The organism is Bradyrhizobium sp. WSM3983 (assembly GCF_000473045.1).
Lineage (GTDB): Bacteria > Pseudomonadota > Alphaproteobacteria > Rhizobiales > Xanthobacteraceae > Bradyrhizobium.
Genome location: NZ_AXAY01000009.1, coordinates 25,941 through 43,763, shown reverse-complemented (window position 1 = coordinate 43,763; position 17,823 = coordinate 25,941). Strand labels below are relative to the sequence as shown.

Here is a 17,823-nt window from a genome sequence, read left to right as displayed (position 1 = left end):
TCAGTCTCCTGCTTGTGAAAGGCTGTAGTCGCCTGCTGCTCCGAGCCCGGTGACGAGGGCGAGTTCGGTGACGCGACGATCGGCGCCACGGCCCGCAAGTACGGCGACGAGGTTGATAGTCTCGGCGATCAGAGCGCGGGGCACCGTGATGACGGCTTCCTGGATGAGTTGCTCGAGCCGCCGCAGTGCGCCGAGTGCGGTGCCCGCGTGGATGGTGCCGATGCCTCCGGGATGGCCGGTGCCCCAGGCTTTGAGTAAGTCGAGCGCTTCGGCGCCCCGCACCTCGCCGATCGGGATGCGGTCCGGGCGAAGGCGGAGCGAGGAGCGGACGAGGTCCGACAGCGTGGCGACGCCGTCCTTGGTACGCAGCGCGACGAGATTGGGCGCCTTGCACTGCAATTCGCGCGTATCCTCGATCAGCACGACGCGATCGGAGGTCTTCGCTACTTCAGCCAAAAGTGCATTGGTCAGTGTTGTCTTGCCGCTCGATGTGCCACCGGCGACAAGGATGTTTTTGCGAGCGGAGACAGCGCCCCTCAGAGTCTTGGCCTGCCCCACGGTCATGATCCCCTTGACGACGTAGTCGTCGAGCGTGAACACGGCGACCGCGGGCTTGCGGATCGCGAAGGCTGGAGCGGCGACGACCGGAGGCAGGAGACCTTCGAAGCGTTCGCCGGTTCCAGGTAGTTCGGCCGAGACGCGGGGGGAGCCGGCATGCACCTCCGCGCCTACGTGGTGCGCCACCAGACGAACAATGCGCTCGCCGTCTGTTGCGGACAATGTTTCGCCGGTATCGGTAAGGCCATTCGACAGCCGGTCAATCCACAACCGGCCATCTGGATTGAGCATCACCTCGATGATCGATTCATCTTCCAGATAACCGGCAATCGCCGTACCAAGTGCACTACGCAGCATTCGTGCGCCGCGCGATGCTGTTTCCGATTGAAAGGAATGGATCGCCACCGCCGCCCCCACCGAATGAGGACGTCTAGACAGCGTCCTCGGATGGGGATGATTAGAAATGCCACCAATTGATTTGGTGCAACAAGCGCGTTCGACGATCGTAGACCAGCGTAGAAAAGGAAAGACCGGAATTAGAGCCGGGCCTCATTAACGACCAACCATAGGCGATCGAATCCGCTTTGCATCAGCTCCAACGTTTGAAAACTTGTTGGCTTGTCAGGCCGCGGGGCGCAGGCAACCTCGGCATGGAGATCGCACAACTTGCGCCTGAAGATCTTCCCAGAGGCCTGGCGCGGCAGCGCGTCGAGGAACTGGAGGTCATTGACCTAAAAGGGCTGCTAGCTGCAAGACTGATGCGATCCCTATAGCGCTCCCAGCACGCCGCGCGTCGCCTTGTCGATCTCCTCGACATAGCGGCGGCGGACGAAGGATTCGGTCAAAAAGCCGATCACCTTGCGGCTTTCGGCGGATTCGACCACCGTCAGCATCTCCGCTTCCGCCTCGTCGAACACCGCCATCGCCGACTTCACGTTCATCTCCGGCAACAGCACGATGTCGGTGTAGCGGGCGAGCTCGACGACCTGGATGTCGTCGGCGATGGTGTCGAGGTCGCTGGAGAACAGGTCCGGCAGCATGACGAGGCCGACATATTCGTCGGCATTGTTGGCGACGACGATGCCGGGCCGCGACCCCAGCGCGAATTCGCGGCGGGTCGCGGCGATTGTCGTCGACGACGGCACCTTGCCGACGTCGGGGCGCATCATGCGCTCGACGGTGAGATTGCGCAGCCAGCCGACATCGTTGGCGCTGCGAATGGTCTCGCCACGCAGATGCAGGCGCCAGGTCGAGAAGGAATGGCCGAACATGAAGCGGACGCAGATCGAGGTGACGATGCAGCCCGCCAGCACCACCGCGGTAACGTCGACATTGCGGGTCATCTCCAGCACCAGGAACGACATCGTCAGCGGACCGCCGACGATGGCCACCCCCAGCGTTGCCATGCCCGTCAGCATCGCGACCAGCGGATCGATCGCGAAGCTGGGGCTGATGAGCAAGAGCACGGCCGCGAAGAACTTTCCGATCAGGCTGCCGACGAACAGCGAGGCGAAGAACAGACCGCCGCGGAAGCCGGAGGCCAGCGAGATCAGGCAGGCGGTCAGCTTCAGCGCGATGATCATGGCGATCAGGTTGATCGTCATGTCATGATGGAGGTCGAGCACCATCGCGCCGTGGCCCGCGGCCAGGACCTGCGGCGTCAGAATCGCGAAGCCGCCGATGATCAGACCGCCGATCACCGGCCTGATCCAGACCGGCAGCCATTTGAACAGCCGCTCGAAGGGCGTCGAACTGCGCATCACCGCGATGCCGACGCCGCCGGTGACGAGCGCGAGCCCGATCAAGATCAGATATTGTTCTAGTCCGACGGCGCCCACCCGCGGTACCTCTAGCGAATACGGCGCGCCGCCGAGCCACTGCGCGGTCAGGGCGCCGGCGAGCGAGGCCGCCAGGATCGGCGCGGCGCTGGCGACGGCGTAGACGCCGACGATCAGCTCGCAGGCGTAGAACGCACCTGTGATCGGGGCGCCGAAGGCAGCGGCAATTGCAGCGGCGGCGCCGCAGCCGACGATCAGCCGGAGATCGTTGCGCCGCAAATTGAAGAACTGGCCGAGCAGCGAGGCGATACCGGAGCCGATCTGGGTATAGCCGGCCTCGAGTCCGACCGAGGCGCCGCAGCCGTTGGAAATCAGCGCCTGGCTCGACACCACCACGCTGTCGCGCATGCAGAGATTGCCACCGCGCAGCGCATTGGCCTCGATCGGGTCGACCGCGTTGGAGAGCTTCAGACGCCGTCGCGACCATTCCATGATGCCGAGCGCCAACCCGCCAAGGCCAGGGGCAAGCAGCGCCGCCCAGGGACTGACGCGATCGTTGGCTGAGAGGCGAACGTCGACGGGAATGCCAAAGATCAGGACATGGGCGATCTGGGCGATCTCGGCCATCAGCGTCACGGTCGCGCCCGCAATGGTGCCGATCACGAGCGCGAGCGGGATCAGGTAGAATTCGTTGCTGCGCAGCAGCGCGCGAACGCGGACCAGGAGCCGGTTCGATCCCTTGTTCGCTCCCTTGCGATCGACAATGTACCTGATCCGCTCGAACATTCAGGTATTTCTAGCGTTGGCGAACGCGAGGGATACTGGGATACCCGCCGTGCGTCTAAGATCAGAGTCTCCCCAAGTCGAGCAAGCTCGCAAGATCGCACGGCATCGCGGTATTGACATTCAGGCAATCATTCCACTTCCTTACCCCAATATCTTGAAAATGGAGTTCTCGGATTTCTCCTGTTGCGGATGGCGGCTTCGAAGACGCGCAGCATGTTGCGGACGTCCGGTCGCTTCGAGGCGATCGAGATACGCTGCCAGCCGACCTCTACAGTGATACGGCCCACCCTCACGCAGCACGGTCATCAAAGGATCCACGTCGACACCACTTCGTGCGACTGAATCCGACCACCAACCGTCAAGGAGACGACTTGCCTCCGCCACGATTTCTCGCTTAGCCGACGCCAGATTTCTCTGCTCGTGAGGATCACTCGTCAACTCGTAGAGCTCGTACGGTTCGAAGTTCTTGTAGCCATCATGCAAGGTGCGAATCATGAGCCAATCGCCACCATCCCTTCTGAACCTGACCGAACGTTGAACGGACCACGCTCCCTGACTTAGAACGAGATGATCACGGCCTCCGTCTCTACCGGCCGCCAAGTCTTCGGCGAACGAACGACCATCCCAAGCGCTAGAAACCGCGCCTCCGAGCATGTCAACAATCGTTGCAGCCCAGTCAAAGTGATAATGCAATCCTCGATTCACCCCCTTCAGATTCGGATTGCTGGGCCAACGAATGATAAGAGGCACATTGCAGGTGAACTGATCTGCTGTCTGGTGATCTCCCCAAACATTGAGCTCGCCCTGGTTTTCGCCGTGGTCAGCACTTACTACGACGATCGTCTTGTCGAGAAGATGCATATCGCCGAGGGCTTTCAATATCAGCCCGATGTGATGATCAGCATATCGAATGCCCGTATCGTAGCCGTTGAACCAAGCCTCGACTTTTTGCATGCTGTCGATTCGCGAGGGCGCGCGCGGATACTTGGTCGACGCATTCTCGGTATAGCCGGATGGTTCTTGAGGGCAGTGTGGACCAAAGCCAGAGTAACACGCCTCGAACACCTCTTTTGTCATCCAGTTCGGCAGTGGTCGATCGGCGAACGGATCTCCAAACGAAGCCGGTGCCCGGTAAGGGGTATGAGCGTCCCATAGATTCACGTGAAGAAACCAGTTTCCACGCGAACCATTGCGTTTTAACCATTCAAGCGTGAGTGGCGTTATTTCCTCGGCACTTTCCATGCCAACTTTTCCAGGATTAATGATTTCATTAAAGCCCGCATACCAATGCCAACATCCGTGGCGCTCACCGAAACTGCTTATTGTCGCGGTATAGAAATCCAGACCCCTCAGCGCTCGCATCCAACCATCTTCATAGAAAGTGCCAGCCCAAACGCGGCTAGGTCCTTCTCGAAACGGTTCGCTCGCTGTTCCTCCGTGATCGACGACGCCCGTCCTGATACCATGTCTGCCACTCCACAGTGCTGTTCGGGAGGGATGGCATGGCACATCCGACGCATAGACATTGTCGAACCTCATCCCTTGAGCTGCGATACCGTCTATTATGGGAGAAGTTTCCCGATGGTAGCCATAGCAACCCAAGTGATCCGGCCTCAAGCTATCGACATCGAAGTAGATAATGTTCATAGGACTTTCCGCATTCGGTCGTGCAAGTTAAAACGGCACTACTATTCGAGCCGTACTCTACTCGGCGTAGAACTGCCGCTTGTAGTAATCCGACACTGGCAAAAACTTCTCTGAGTGCCCAAACGATCTAAACATTGCTTCCAGCACATTAAGCCATTTTTCAACCGTGCCGTCCTTCGTCAACTTCTCCAATTCTTTCGACGTGAGAAGGCCGGTCGCCTCCAATTTGAGAGTCTCCGGCGCTATTCCAAGACGCTCGCCAGTGATCTCGACTGCTCGCTGGACGTTATTTGCGCGAAAATCTTGCGCCTCCTTAAGCACGCCAACGACTTTCGCGACCATTTCGGAGTCCTTCTGGATGATAACGTCCCGAGTAACGAAGGCGCTTGGAAACGACACTTTGCTTGCAAAATCGGCGTCCTTCGCCAATTCGTTTAGCTCCGGAACGGCCTTCTTAATCGTGCCAGCAAGCGGATACCAAATCCCGGCAGCATCTATCTGACCGGAAGAGAATGCCGCAACAATCGTGCTCGGATCCATCGCGAGCACATTGACATCAGTGAGTGCCATTCCTTCGCTTTCTAAGGCGAGCCGCAAGATCATCTCGCCGGTACTTCCACTTGGCACGCCAACTTTCTTGCCTTTGAGCGCGCTCAAACTCTTGAGGGGTGGCTGAGCGATGATGCGATCCGAGAACGAGAGCGCGTTGAGCGCAATTATTTTTGATCTGCCGGCCATGGGGAGCCACAGCGCACCTGGGCCGATATATCCAAACTCAAGACTTCCAGCTTCGAGCGCCTGAACCTGAAGCGGGCCGTTAGTGAACTTCAGCAGCTCTATGTCGACACCGTTTTTTTTCCACAGTCCCAAACTGTCAGCGATCATCGGCAGACTTGCACTATGAAAGTCCACGTTGTAGCCCATGCGGACTCTCTTATTCTGAGCATGAGCGGTTGAAACGAATCCTGCTGCCAGTGTTGCGCCGCCAACGGCCAAGACGGTTCTTCGAGTAATGCTCACAGTTGCTCTCCTAAGTATCTCTAGTGCGCTTCGCCCTGGTGGTAGACAGCGCGCCAGACGTGGTTACGAATTGCGGTGAATTCAGCCGAGAGCCGAATAGCCTCAGTGCGGGGGTATGGAAGATCTACTGGTATGACCTCCTGTAGACGTCCAGGTCGTGCGGCCATAACCACAACCCGGTTGGCCAAATAAACGGCTTCGTCAACATCGTGAGTAATAAAAAGGACCGTCCTTCGATCTCCGCTCCAAGTGAGCAGAAGCTGATCCTGCATGTTAACTCGCGTAAGGGCGTCCAGGGCGCCGAACGGCTCATCCATGAGTAGGACCTTCGGATCCACGGCATAAGCTCGAGCGATTGCGCACCGTTGCTTCATCCCTCCAGAGAGGGTCTTCGGAAGTGCATCTGCAAAGTCTGTTAAACCAACGAGAGCGATACAGCGCTGGACAATCGAACGGCGCTCCTTGGCTGGCAAGGCCTTCAATCGCAATCCAAACTCAACATTCTGACGAACCGTTAGCCAGGGAAACAACGCGTATTGTTGAAAGATCACGCCGCGGTCGGGCCCAGGCCCGATAACGGGCGCGCCGTCAACAAGAACCTGCCCCGATGACGTTGGCACCAGACCTGCAGCGACATTGAGAGCGGTCGACTTTCCACAGCCAGACGGACCGACTACCGTGACAAACTCCCCATCGGCGATGTCCAGATTTAGTCGATCCAAGGCAAGCAACGAGCCGAAGCTGCGAGTGACGTTCCGGAAGGAAATTTTCGGATTCATGCGCGCTCCTGCCAGGCTGTCTGCTTGCGCTCTATCGCCAGGATGACCCGGTCCATGATGAGGCCAATGAAGCCAATCGCGAACAGGCAGACGAAGATCGTCGGCAAGTCGTAAAACAGCTGAGCTTGCTGCATTCTAAAGCCGAGCCCGGACTGGGCCGCAATCAGTTCAGACGCCACCAACGTTGCCCATGCCGACCCCATTCCTATTCTGACTCCGACAAATATGAATGGGATTGACGCTGGGATTAGGACACGAATGAAGATCGTGAAATCCTTCGCACCCAGTACACGGGCCGCATTGATCAATGTCGCGTCGACCGTAATGACGCCCTGGTACGTCGCAACGACGGTCGCGAGAAAGCTGGCCAAAAATATCACAAAGATCTTGGGTATCTCGTCGATGCCCAGAGTCACGATGGCAAGCGGGATTATGGCGAGGGGGGGGATCATTCTGAGGAATTGCAAGGGCGGCTCAATAAGTCCTCGCGCCACCCGATACCACCCGACCAGAAAACCGACAGGCACAGCCAGCACAACACCAAGCGCGAAACCGATAAGAACACGACGAATGCTGGCCAGGACATCCGAGGGCAACTGCCCGCTACGAATGAGCTCGATGGCCTTTTCGCCGACTTGTAGCGGAGTAGGAAGGCTTATCAGATGCAGTGAAGTGACTAACCACCAGACGGCGAAGCAGATAGCAAAACCGAGAAGATTAAGAAGCGGTATCGACCAACGAGCTTGACTGCGCGGCGAGCCACCCTTGTCGACGAGCATCACTACTTCTTCTGCAGAAGAGGTCATTTTGGCAATCCGCTTAGCGTTTAAACAGGGATAATCCTCCATCCACCAGCATGGTCATGCCAGTGATGGACTCCGCCTCATCAGAACAAAGAAAAGCCGTGGCGCGCGCAACCTGCTCAGCTGTTTGCAACCGGCCAAGCGGAATGCCTTGGGTCGCGGTAGCCGCGAATACGGGATCGATTTTGAGTTGTCGTGCAGCCATCCCAGCGTTCACGATGCCCGGAGCAACGACATTTACGCGGATGCCATGCTCGGCCAGCTCCAAAGCCATACACCGCGCAACCATCGCCGCGGCGGCTTTGGAAGCGCAATAGGCGGTGTTGTCCACGTGCGGCACGTCTTGGACCCAAGAACCAGTTACAACAATATTTCCACCGCGCGCCCTTCGGACCATACGTCTCGCGACAGCTTGACAGAAAAGAAAAACTCCGCCGGCATTGACATCAAACATCAATCGCCAAGCCTCCGGCGAAAGATCTAGGAAGCGCGCGCCCCGATGCACGCCTGCGTTGGCCACTGCAACGTCGATCTCGTCGAGACCGCCGACTACTGCATTAACCGAGTCTGCATCAGTTACGTCCACCTGCCTAAAGGTCGCGCCGATCGCCTCCACTTCAGGGTTCAGCTCGCTGGGGAGAACCTTATCCAGAAGCGTCACCGCCGCGCCCGCCGCCGCAAATTCCCGAGCCATGGCGAAACCGATCTCGCCTCCACCGCCAGTTATAACAACGTGCCTTTTCATGACGCGCTTCTCCTTGCCCGCATCCCTAGCCTTCGCGCGGCGCCAGTGCCTCCACGCGCATCTAGGCTACTCAAGTGATCTCGAGTCCCATCACACGCGCTCAAGGCCGGACGTGCTGAGAGGAACTGCGCAGGTCGGGCAGGGCGCTTCGAATCTGTATGAAAAGCTAGCCATGGCGCCCATCCCTCATTTCGCATTTTTTGTTTCTAAATGCATATTAGCGTGGTCAAGAGTGGCCTGCAACGGAAATTTGCATTGCTAGTCTATTTGCCGCGCGCCGCTGAGCTTTGTTATAACTATCTATTATTATTGCACTTTTGTCGACCACCGCCGATGGAAAGCCGGTACCGAGAGGATGCATTCATAATGCAAGGGCCTTAGACAACCGCTGAGGCGGTCTTCGGAAGACAAATGGATATGCGAAGAATCGAAGCGTCTCGATGGCGAAACGTTAACTGCCGATAAATGCCGTCGTATTTCATGCATGAGATGTGGGTGAGGCTGGAAACTTCGGCAAGTAATCTGTGAGCCAACTCCGCTTTCTATGGGGCTTCGGTCGTTGCATATGCTATGCAATGCTCGAAAGGACTGTGAAATGGACCTCCGGGTGAAACGGAAGTATGCGTCATCGATCGACGTAGCTCGGCTCGCCGGCGTCTCGCAGTCGGCGGTATCGAGAACGTTCACGCCCGGTGCGAGCGTCTCTGCGAAGACAAAGCGAAAAGTTCTTGCGGCGGCTGCGGAGCTTGGATACCAACCAAGCATCATTCCTCGCATCATGCTGACGCACCGATCGGCACTCGTCGCGATCGTGATTGGTGGAATGTACAATCCATACTATACCGATATCGTCGATCGGTTCGCGAAGAAAATTCAGGAGGCCGGAAGCTCCGTTATTCTTTTCTCCGTTGATCATGGCGAATACATCGACGAGATCGTACCCCAGATTTCAGCTTATCGCGTGGACGGAATTATAACCGCACTTTCGATTGTGTCGCAGGAAGCCGCAGAAGCTTGCGCCAAGATGCAAATTCCGGTGGTCCTCTTCAACGGCCGAATCCGGAACGCTTGGGTGAGCTCGGTCTGCTGCGACAATGTCGGCGGCGGACGAGAGATTGCGGATCTGTTCATACGCCACGGCTGTAGGAAGTTCGCCTTTATCGGTGGCACGAAGGGCAACTTGGCGAACGACGATCGCCTCGCCGGCTATATGGGGCGCCTGGCCGAAGATGGCATTAGCAACGTCCGCTTCGGTTATGGCGATTTTCGATATGAAGGCGGCCAAAGGATAGCGCGAGAGTTCTTCAGCTCGAGGGAACGGCCGGATGCGATCTTCTGCGCCAATGATCTTATGGGCATTGCCGCCATCGAAGTCGCGCGGCATGAATTCAGATTGAGGGTGCCTGAAGACGTCCAGATCGCGGGCTTCGACGATATTCCCGCAGCCCAATGGCCGAGCCACAGCCTGACAACGATCCAGCAGGATGCGCCCAAGATGGTAGATGAAGCTTGGCGCATGCTCGATGCGATGATTGAAGGATCGCCCGAGGCACGCGGCTCTCTCAGAACCGTTGCCTCGCAACTCGTCGAGAGAAATAGCACGGCCTGCATTAGGAAATAGCACCTCCGGATTAGACATTCTCCCAATTGCCGCTTTCGGCCGCACGCAATGCGGCTTCGACTATACGATTGACATGCAACGCCTCGGCAAAGTTCGGAGAGGTGCTTGGCTTTCCCGTCGTGATCGCATCGATCAGTCGGCGCAAGATAATGACAAAGGCCTCGCCGTAACCAAGCCCCTGGCCTTGGGCAAACCAAAACGGCGCCGCCTCAGGATGGATTCCGCCGATCACAATACGACGAAATCCGCCGATTTCAGCGGCATCCTTATCCGAAAAGAAATGCAGTTCGTTGCTGCGCTCCCAAGTGAATTTGATCGACCCCTTGGTGCCAATAACGGTAAATCCGAGGTCGCACTTATGTCCGGTCGCCGCCCACGACGCATGAACGGATCCAACAGCTCCATTCGCGAACTCCACGAGCGTGCAGGTCATATCGTCGACAGTTACGATTTGGCCACTCTCGGTGACCGGACGCCGAGCAAAGATGCGCCGCGTCTTCGCTGAAATCCTCCACACGGGACCGACCAGGGCGACGGCAATATCCATAATGTGCGAACCGATATCCCCGAACGCACCTGCGCCAGCGACACTCCTGTCGAACCGCCAACTAAACGGCATCTTCGGATCGCGCGCATAATCCTGAAAGTAATGACCTTGAAAATGAACGATATCGCCGATCTCGCCGTCGGCGATGAGCTTTTTTGCCAACTCGATTGCCGGCCACGTTCGATATCCAAAGTTCACCACGTTGGCTTTGCCTGCTTCTGCAGCGGCTTCTACCATGCGTTCCGCCGCTTTGACCGTATCGGCGAGCGGCTTCTCGCAAAGGACGTGCTTGCCGTGCTTGAGAGCATCCACTGCCGCCTCGGCATGAGCACCGTTGGGGGTGATGATGATAACGACATCAATGTCGTCTGCTCGCGTGATCGCCTCCGGGTCCGTTGCCCACTCGCGCCACCCCCAACGCTTCGCCGCCTCCTCTGCTGCTCTGGTATTGATATCCACCACACGCATCATCTGGATGCGGGGTGCATTCGGCCAAAGAAACCCCTCGATATTACGAAGCGCAAGGCTGTGCGCTTTGAGCATATAGCCCGATCCGATGATGCCGAAACGAATTGCTTCAATCGCCATGGAACGGCTCCTTAAACTTCGAGGCGCCGGGCAAGCGCCAGGGCACCTTGCATTCCTATGCAAGGAAAAAATGACGCCATTCCGCACGGTGTTCATTCCCCTGAGTAGCCCATTTGGTGCTTTATTTCCGAAGATTTGCGGCTAGTAGGGGCCCCTTTCGGTTAGCCGTCGAGATCTAAATCAAATTGACAAGCTATGCAATGGTGCCTTTAAACGTGGAGCTCTGATGGGCCCATTGTCGAAGCCCTAGGCGAACGTTGGGACTCGGTAGGATCCGTTACGACGAGGAGTGCAAAAATGGAGCCTAAGTGGCTTGTTTGGGGGCGAGAAATTCAAGCTATTGCGCAGATCGGGCTCGCTTACGCGAAAGACGCGCACGATCATCAACGTTACGAGCGCCTTCGCCAACTCGCAGCGCGAATGATAGGGGAGTCTGCCGGTATCGAGCCGGAATTTTTGGATAGGCTGTTCAGTGAACAGATTGGCTACGCCACACCTAAAGTCGATGTCAGAGGCGCAGTTTTCAAGAATGGGCAGATTCTTCTCGTGCAGGAGCGCGCCGACGCGGGCCGATGGGCACTTCCTGGCGGATGGGCGGATGTCAATCAGTCTCCGCGAGAATGTGTGATTGCTGAAGTGCTCGATGAGGCTGGGTTGGAAGTAGTGCCTAGAAAGCTCGCGGCGGTGTATGATCGCGCGAGGCATCCTCATGTCCCGCCCTATGCTTTTCACATCTACAAAATGTTCTTCATTTGCGAGATTGTCGGAGGGACGACGGCGCCTGGTGCGGAGACCGAGTCCGCTGCCTTCTTTGATCCTGACAAGTTGCCGCCTCTATCAGTCGATCGGGTACTTGACTACCAGATCGAACGCATGTTCACACACCTCCGATCGCCGGATTTGCCAACAGACTACGACTAGACGCCGCACGAAACGCTCCGAAGATTCTCTGCGCGGCGTGACTGGACCAATCCGCACCGCATTCACGCCTGTTCTCCTCATCGCGCAGCTTTTTTATACATTGTAGGTCGCGGGCGCGCGAGTGCAGGCTTGGTCGATTGCGTTACCCTCTCTCAAGGGAGTTTGACTGCCTTGACTGGGCAATAAGGGCACGGGCGCCCTGGAAAATCGATGAATGCTCGGAACAGTGCGGAACGAACCGCGGGTGGTAGCCACGTCATTGCGTGGCCGGCCTTGGCTTCGACGTCGTCGTCGAAGCCAGGAGCTTAAGCTCTACCCACCGGATGACGGACAGGCGGCGGAGATCGATGTCGCAGCGTTCTAGTAGCCGGCTGCCTCGCCGTAACCGACGTTCCGCCGTCCGAAACGTCGTACCCTTACATTGGCCTGCTCCGCGTGGCCCACGAAGCCCTCCAACATGCACAGACGGGAGCAGTATTCGCCGATATGCGCAGAGGCTTCGTCAGTGAGAACCTTCTGATAGGTGCAGGTCTTGAGGAACTTGCCAACCCAAAGTCCGCCAGTGTATCGCGCGGCGCCTTGGGTGGGCAGTGTGTGGTTCGTACCTATGACCTTGTCCCCATAGGCGACGTTGGTGCGTGAGCCGAGAAACAAAGCGCCATAGTTCGTCATGCGCTCGAGGAAATAGTTGGGATCCCTCGTCATGACCTGGACATGCTCGGAAGCGATCCGATCGGCTTCCTGGACCATCTCGTCGATCGAGTCGCATACAATGACGCGACCGTAGTCGTGCCATGCTTGTCGAGCGATGGGCGCCGTTGGGAGGAGCCCGAGCAACCGCTCAATCTCCTCCATTGTTGCGCGCGCAAGCGCCTCGGAATTTGTCAGTAGAATCGCCGGCGAGTTTGGACCATGTTCGGCTTGGCCGAGCAGGTCGGTAGCGCAGATCTCGCCGTCGACACTGTCGTCGGCGATGACCAGCGTTTCGGTAGGTCCCGCAAATAGGTCAATCCCGACGCGTCCATAGAGCTGCCGTTTGGCTTCGGCCACGTAGGCGTTACCCGGCCCGACGAGGAAATCGACCTTGCCGATCGTCTCGGTTCCGAGCGCCATAGCCGCAACGGCTTGAATCCCCCCGAGTACGTGGATTTCGTCCGCCCCCGCCATGGCCATCGCCGCGATGACGGCCGGAGCCGGCTTACCCTTGAACGGCGGAGTCATCGCGACAACCCGCTTTACGCCTGCTACCTTGGCAGTGAGCACGCCCATATGGGCGGAGGCCAACAGCGGGTATTTCCCGCCTGGGATGTAGCAGCCCACAGAATTCATGGGGATGTTTTTGTGGCCAAGGACTACGCCGGGCAGGGTCTCGACCTCGACGTCCTTCAAAGCCGCCTTTTGGACCTCTGCGAAGTTGCGTATCTGCTTTTGAGCGAACGCGATATCGTCGAGGTCGCGACGCTCCACCTGGGCGATGCATGCTTCGATCTCGCCAGATGATAGTCGAAATGATGCGGGCGACCAGTCGTCGAACTTCTTCGAGTACTCGCAGACCGCCGCATCGCCCCGTGTGGCGATATCGGCGAGGATCTGTTCTACGGCGGCCTTTACGCGAGCGTCATCGTTCGCGGCAGCCGATGGATCCCGGCCGTGTTTGAGGACACGGATCATACGTTCTCTCCTTCTTTTTGAGCGGTGCTCGCTTCAAGTGACGTGTTACTGAGCCGTCCACCCGCCATCCAAGAGAAGGCTGGCACCCGTGATCAAGCTTGCTGCAGGCGAAAGCAGAAAGACCACCGCGGCAGCCACCTCGGCAGCCGTGCCGATCCTCCCCAAGGGGATCTTTGAGGTGACCTCCCGCAAAAACTGCGGATCTTTGAACATGGACTCCGTCATCGGCGTCGACACGAATGTCGGGCACACCGAGTTGACCCGAATGCCGTGAGGCGCAAGTTCGACCGCCATGGCCTTCGTCATCCCTTCAACTGCATGTTTAGACGCGCAGTAGACGGTTCGGCGAGCAGCGCCGACGTGCCCCATCTGGGACGATACGTTCACCACTGCGCCGCCGCCCGCCGCCTTAAACTTATCTAGGCAGCCCTGAACGGCGAAGAAAGCAGCCCTCACATTCAACGAGAAAATCTGGTCGAAGCTGTCTTCGGTCACCGACTCGATCGCCTGAGGAATGTTGCAGCCGGCGCAGTTCACAAGGCCGTGGAGCGAAGGGACCGCCGCTAGGCGGCGCGACAGTTCATTAACGTCGGTGATGTCGACGACCGACGTATCCGCCGTAGTTCCATACTCGGTCTCGACCTCCCGCTTGAGTTCGAGAAGTTGCGCCTCGCTTCGCGCCACCAGAACGAGATCACCGCCGGCGGCCGCAACAGATGCGGACACCGCACGACCGATACCGCTAGAGGCACCGGTGACCAGGATGGTCATACCCGATAACGGTCGAGCCGATGGTCGCATGTCGAATGGGGCTGCCGATCGCCCCGACGATGGGCCAAGCATGGCCTTCATCTCTTCTGCTGATCGGCTTCGTGATTGTGAGTCCAATCCTGCGGCGGGTTCGGACCCCAAACATAGAACGCGTCTTCCGCGTCGTGATTGCCGGCTATCCAATTCTGGTCGACCGGAATGTAATCCATATCGCAGGAGTATTCAGAATAGCTGCCCCAAGGATCCCGGACGTAATGGAAGTAATTGGATCCCAACACGTGGCGCCCCAGCCCCCATCCATCCCGATACCCTTTGCCGACCATTTGCATGGCGCCCAAGCCGATCTCGTCAAGGGACCGTACATCCCAGCTGCAATGATGAAGACCCGGAGCGTTCGATCGGGCGAAGGCGATCAGATGGTGATCGCTGCCATGGATCCCATGCATGAACGCAATATCGTCGCCGGAGCGATCGGACAGCCGCAGGCCGAGAACCCGGCTGTAGAACGAGACGGCACTCGGAACGTCCCGTGTGAACAAAAGGCAATGCGCCAAGCGCGTGGGCCTGATGAACGGCGATTGGCTCCGCTTCGGGGCTCCCGCAACACCTGGCGGCGAAGATTGAAACTGACCTGAGCTTTTCGCGTCAGGGGATGTCTTCGGCGCAGCCCGCAGTTCGATCAACATCCCATCGTGGTCGCGGAACCACAAGCCATTTGACGGTATGCCGGCGGGTGGATCGAGCAATGCGACGCCCACGCTCTCGACGTGCCGCTTGAAAAGGTCGAGTTCGTCCTCGAAGACCCCGAACGACAGATGATGCATTCGTTTCGTCGGACCTTCGATCAACAAACCCCAGCGTTGCAAACCGTTGAAGGTTTGAAGACCCAGCGCATTTCCTTCGGATCGAGCGTCTAGGCCGAACGCCTCGTAAAACGCGCGGGCCTTTTCCATGTCGGGGACGGTCAGTGCGAAGTGATCGAGTGAATGGACGCCGAGTTCGCCCGGGCGCCGGGCGGGACCATATTGTCGCTTGATCTGTGTCATCCGAACCTCCTCACCGGCTCAAGCCGAGGCAACTTGCGCGCGACTGGGCATCTCATCAACGACCCCGTTTCGAAGCAAGCCAATGCTCTCGATTTCGACCTCGATGACGTCGCCCGGGCACATGTAGAGCTTGGGATTGCGCGAATGGCCGATACCCGAGGGCGTGCCGGTCACTATGAGATCGCCCGGTTCCAGTGTGACTGCTTCACTGATGGTGGCAACGAGAGTGGCAACGTCGAATATGAGCCGATCGGTGTTGGAGGACTGGACAACCATGCCATTCAGCCGGGTCTCCAGCTTTAGCCCTGTCGCACCAGGCGGCAACTCATCGGCGGTGACGAATATGGGGCCGAAAGCTCCCGTGCCGTCGAAATTCTTACCGACCGTCCATTGTGGCGTCTTATGCTGGAAATCTCGCAGCGAACCGTCATTAAAGATCGAATAGCCGGCAATGACTGAGAGCGCGTCGCTCTTGGCGACATGGCGCCCAGCTTTGCCGACGACGGCCACCAGTTCACCTTCGAAATCCAACGCGTGCGATACGCGCGGGCGGACGATCGGCACGCCGTGTCCGATCAAACTCGTTGTGAAGCGAGCGAAGAGCGTCGGATAGTTCGGCTGCTCGTAGTGGGTTTCCGCCGTGTGGTCGCTGTAGTTGAGCCCGACGCAGATAATCTTGCCGGGTCGCGAGAACGGCGGCTCATAGACGACGCCCTCGTCGGTCATCTTGGGCGCCTCGCGGAGGACTGCGGCGGCTCGGCCCCAAGCACTTTCACCTTCGCGCATGAGATCGTCCAGATCGCCCGGATACCGAGCATCCGTTGCCAGAAGTCCGCGCCAAACGCCCGCCTCAATGAGCGCCGTCCCTCGAACGTCTCCACGCCTAAAGATTGCGAATCGCATCCTGGAAACCCTCTTTTTCTAGACACCCGATCCGCTGAATCCGCCGTCGGCGGATTCGGGACGGCCAACGGCCTTCTGCAAGGATTGCGGCCCTGAATGAAGCGCCAGCCCCCCGTCGACCAAGATAACGTCGCCCGTGACGTACTTGGCCGCGTCAGACACCAAGAACTCGATGACGGACGCGATCTCATCCGAGTATGCTGGCCGGCCGAGTGGAATAACCGGCCGTCGGATCTCCGAGGCGTCCACGGCGGTCGCAAAGTTCATGGGGGTTGCCGTCTCCCCTGGCGCAACTCCGTTCACGCGGATGCCGTATTGGGCGAGTTCGAGAGCCATGACACGCGTCAACTGGCGGAGCCCACCTTTGGAGACGCAGTAGGCGACGCCGCCTTCGAGGGGTTCACGCTCCAGGATGCTTGTGACGTTCACGATCGCACCGCCACGCTTCTGGGAAACCATGAGTTTGGCAGCGGCCTGGGCGCATGCAAATGCGCCGGTCAGGTTCGTCGTGATGACCTCTTGCCACTCCCCAAGCGGAAGGTCGAGGAAGTTCCGCCTGTGGTTGACGCCCGCGTTGTTAACAAGCACGTCAACATGACCGAGCTTGGTCGCAATCTCGTCGAAGACGGAAGCAGCCTGTTCCGGGCGGCGCACGTCAAGATTGATCGGCAGGGCTCGCCTGCCGATGCGACCAATCTCCTCGGCGAGCGTCGACGCTCGCTCCCGCCCTCTGTTGTACGTGAACGCCACGTCGTAACCGCGGCTCGCGAGCTTTGCGGCCGTGGCCCGGCCGATCCCGGAACTACCTCCGGTTACAACAGCAACGGGCGTCATCGTGCGCCCTCATCGCGAACCTCATACCCGGCTTCTTCCAGGTTTCCCGGGCCGAAGTATCCAAACAGCGTTTTTGTCAAAACGCCTTCCTTATTCTTGTAGCCATGATACTCGCCGGCCGGAATGTATGCGATCTCGCCGGCGACGAGCGGCACAGCTCCGTCGGGCGTCAAGTGCTCTCCGCCTCCCTCCAGGATGAAAAGAAATTCGTCACCGTTGGGATGACGATGATGCTCGTGGAGGCCGCCGGGCTCGAACGTGCTGGCCCCCAGTAGGAAGCCTTTCGATCCAATCGTATCCTTCGTGGCGAGCCAAAACACTCCGAGCCCAATAAAGCCCGCGTCTGCGTCAAGCGCCGCGTCACCTTGCAACTTCGAAAGACTCGTCTTTGCAACCTGCGGCTCGCGTGAGCGGTCGATTTCGCCAGCATAGCTCTCGTACCCGGTATCGCCCGACGTTGCGGCAGGGCTATAGACGGACACAAGCACGGCGTTACCACTTCCCGTGTTCCGAAACCCGTGCCACTCGTTACGGGACGCATGTGTCGTATCTCCCGCTTTGACCGGCACCGGTCCGTTCGCGGTCAGGTGCTCGCCTTCGCCACTTAACAAATAGGATATCTGATCAGCGTTGGGGTGGCGGTGAAGCTTGTGCTGACCGCCCGGCTGGAATTCCGCGATTGACAACATTCCGCGATGCGAACCGACCGTGTCCGCATTTATGAGCATACGGACTGCTGCGCCGGTCAAGTCCGGATGAAGGTCAGTCAACGCCGGAGCGGCAGAGACGGAAATCTTTTTCATTT

The 17,823-nt window shown here is 58.4% G+C and carries 16 protein-coding genes; 2 read left to right on the top strand and 14 right to left on the bottom strand.

Features of this window, described 5'->3' with window-relative positions; genetic code table 11:
* The 7 genes from trbB to YUA_RS0116190 form a co-directional block, all read right to left on the bottom strand.
* Positions 1–915, bottom strand: coding sequence for a P-type conjugative transfer ATPase TrbB (gene trbB, locus YUA_RS0116220; protein WP_027531662.1), 915 nt, complete (start codon positions 913–915; stop codon positions 1–3).
* Between the two features lie 410 nt (positions 916–1,325).
* Entirely contained in the window at positions 1,326–3,122 is a 1,797-nt protein-coding gene (locus tag YUA_RS0116215; protein WP_027531661.1) for a chloride channel protein, read from the bottom strand.
* A 141-nt stretch (positions 3,123–3,263) separates the two neighbouring features.
* Entirely contained in the window at positions 3,264–4,769 is a 1,506-nt protein-coding gene (locus YUA_RS0116210) for a sulfatase (RefSeq protein ID WP_027531660.1), read from the bottom strand.
* Between the two features lie 57 nt (positions 4,770–4,826).
* A complete protein-coding gene (locus YUA_RS0116205; RefSeq protein WP_027531659.1) occupies positions 4,827–5,783 on the bottom strand; it encodes an aliphatic sulfonate ABC transporter substrate-binding protein in 957 nt (318 codons plus the stop codon).
* Positions 5,784–5,809: 26 nt separating this feature from the next.
* Positions 5,810–6,568 carry an ABC transporter ATP-binding protein gene (locus YUA_RS0116200; RefSeq protein WP_027531658.1) on the bottom strand — a complete coding sequence of 253 codons (759 nt, stop codon included), beginning with the start codon at positions 6,566–6,568 and terminating at the stop codon, positions 5,810–5,812.
* Positions 6,565–7,347: an ABC transporter permease gene (locus tag YUA_RS0116195; RefSeq protein ID WP_051383197.1), complete on the bottom strand. Its 783-nt coding sequence runs from the start codon at positions 7,345–7,347 to the stop codon at positions 6,565–6,567. The genes YUA_RS0116200 and YUA_RS0116195 overlap by 4 nt, the downstream gene beginning before the upstream one ends.
* Positions 7,348–7,387: 40 nt before the next feature.
* Complete coding sequence (locus YUA_RS0116190; RefSeq protein ID WP_027531656.1) at positions 7,388–8,116, bottom strand: SDR family NAD(P)-dependent oxidoreductase; 729 nt, start codon at positions 8,114–8,116, stop codon at positions 7,388–7,390.
* A 595-nt stretch (positions 8,117–8,711) separates the two neighbouring features.
* Here YUA_RS0116190 and YUA_RS0116185 point away from each other — a divergent pair.
* Positions 8,712–9,737 (top strand): LacI family DNA-binding transcriptional regulator, encoded by a 1,026-nt coding sequence (locus YUA_RS0116185; protein ID WP_035971082.1) that lies wholly within the window; start codon positions 8,712–8,714, stop codon positions 9,735–9,737.
* Positions 9,738–9,747: 10 nt separating this feature from the next.
* On the opposite strand, the gene YUA_RS0116180 is transcribed toward YUA_RS0116185, so the two are convergent.
* Positions 9,748–10,872 (bottom strand): Gfo/Idh/MocA family protein, encoded by a 1,125-nt coding sequence (locus YUA_RS0116180; RefSeq protein WP_035971078.1) that lies wholly within the window; start codon positions 10,870–10,872, stop codon positions 9,748–9,750.
* A gap of 297 nt (positions 10,873–11,169) precedes the next feature.
* On the opposite strand from YUA_RS0116180, the gene YUA_RS0116175 reads away from it, so the two are divergent.
* Positions 11,170–11,793: an NUDIX hydrolase gene (locus YUA_RS0116175; RefSeq protein WP_027531653.1), complete on the top strand. Its 624-nt coding sequence runs from the start codon at positions 11,170–11,172 to the stop codon at positions 11,791–11,793.
* A gap of 360 nt (positions 11,794–12,153) precedes the next feature.
* On the opposite strand, the gene hisD is transcribed toward YUA_RS0116175, so the two are convergent.
* The 6 genes from hisD to YUA_RS46880 form a co-directional block, all read right to left on the bottom strand.
* Positions 12,154–13,464 (bottom strand): histidinol dehydrogenase, encoded by a 1,311-nt coding sequence (gene hisD / locus YUA_RS0116170; protein ID WP_027531652.1) that lies wholly within the window; start codon positions 13,462–13,464, stop codon positions 12,154–12,156.
* Positions 13,465–13,509: 45 nt separating this feature from the next.
* Positions 13,510–14,235, bottom strand: a complete 726-nt coding sequence (locus tag YUA_RS0116165) for an SDR family NAD(P)-dependent oxidoreductase (protein ID WP_245285180.1) — start codon at positions 14,233–14,235, stop codon at positions 13,510–13,512.
* Between the two features lie 77 nt (positions 14,236–14,312).
* Entirely contained in the window at positions 14,313–15,281 is a 969-nt protein-coding gene (locus YUA_RS0116160) for a VOC family protein (RefSeq protein ID WP_027531650.1), read from the bottom strand.
* Between the two features lie 18 nt (positions 15,282–15,299).
* Positions 15,300–16,007, bottom strand: a complete 708-nt coding sequence (locus tag YUA_RS0116155; RefSeq protein WP_245285179.1) for a fumarylacetoacetate hydrolase family protein — start codon at positions 16,005–16,007, stop codon at positions 15,300–15,302.
* Between the two features lie 195 nt (positions 16,008–16,202).
* On the bottom strand, positions 16,203–17,018 hold the full coding sequence (locus YUA_RS44075; protein WP_051383196.1) for an SDR family oxidoreductase: 816 nt from the start codon (positions 17,016–17,018) through the stop codon (positions 16,203–16,205).
* Positions 17,015–17,821, bottom strand: a complete 807-nt coding sequence (locus YUA_RS46880; RefSeq protein WP_051383195.1) for a cupin domain-containing protein — start codon at positions 17,819–17,821, stop codon at positions 17,015–17,017. The genes YUA_RS44075 and YUA_RS46880 overlap by 4 nt, the downstream gene beginning before the upstream one ends.
* Positions 17,822–17,823 lie beyond the last annotated feature (2 nt).

Excerpts from the sequence above, each read along its gene's own strand:
- trbB (WP_027531662.1), bottom strand. The coding sequence starts at position 915 with ATGCTGCGTAGTGCACTTGGTACGGCGATTGCCGGTTATCTGGAAGAT.
- YUA_RS0116215 (WP_027531661.1), bottom strand. The coding sequence starts at position 3,122 with ATGTTCGAGCGGATCAGGTACATTGTCGATCGCAAGGGAGCGAACAAG.
- YUA_RS0116210 (WP_027531660.1), bottom strand. The coding sequence starts at position 4,769 with ATGAACATTATCTACTTCGATGTCGATAGCTTGAGGCCGGATCACTTG.
- YUA_RS0116200 (WP_027531658.1), bottom strand. The coding sequence starts at position 6,568 with ATGAATCCGAAAATTTCCTTCCGGAACGTCACTCGCAGCTTCGGCTCG.
- YUA_RS0116195 (WP_051383197.1), bottom strand. The coding sequence starts at position 7,347 with ATGCTCGTCGACAAGGGTGGCTCGCCGCGCAGTCAAGCTCGTTGGTCG.
- YUA_RS0116190 (WP_027531656.1), bottom strand. The coding sequence starts at position 8,116 with ATGAAAAGGCACGTTGTTATAACTGGCGGTGGAGGCGAGATCGGTTTC.
- YUA_RS0116185 (WP_035971082.1), top strand. The coding sequence starts at position 8,712 with ATGGACCTCCGGGTGAAACGGAAGTATGCGTCATCGATCGACGTAGCT.
- YUA_RS0116180 (WP_035971078.1), bottom strand. The coding sequence starts at position 10,872 with ATGGCGATTGAAGCAATTCGTTTCGGCATCATCGGATCGGGCTATATG.
- YUA_RS0116175 (WP_027531653.1), top strand. The coding sequence starts at position 11,170 with ATGGAGCCTAAGTGGCTTGTTTGGGGGCGAGAAATTCAAGCTATTGCG.
- hisD (WP_027531652.1), bottom strand. The coding sequence starts at position 13,464 with ATGATCCGTGTCCTCAAACACGGCCGGGATCCATCGGCTGCCGCGAAC.
- YUA_RS0116165 (WP_245285180.1), bottom strand. The coding sequence starts at position 14,235 with ATGACCATCCTGGTCACCGGTGCCTCTAGCGGTATCGGTCGTGCGGTG.
- YUA_RS0116160 (WP_027531650.1), bottom strand. The coding sequence starts at position 15,281 with ATGACACAGATCAAGCGACAATATGGTCCCGCCCGGCGCCCGGGCGAA.
- YUA_RS0116155 (WP_245285179.1), bottom strand. The coding sequence starts at position 16,007 with ATGACCGACGAGGGCGTCGTCTATGAGCCGCCGTTCTCGCGACCCGGC.
- YUA_RS44075 (WP_051383196.1), bottom strand. The coding sequence starts at position 17,018 with ATGACGCCCGTTGCTGTTGTAACCGGAGGTAGTTCCGGGATCGGCCGG.
- YUA_RS46880 (WP_051383195.1), bottom strand. The coding sequence starts at position 17,821 with ATGAAAAAGATTTCCGTCTCTGCCGCTCCGGCGTTGACTGACCTTCAT.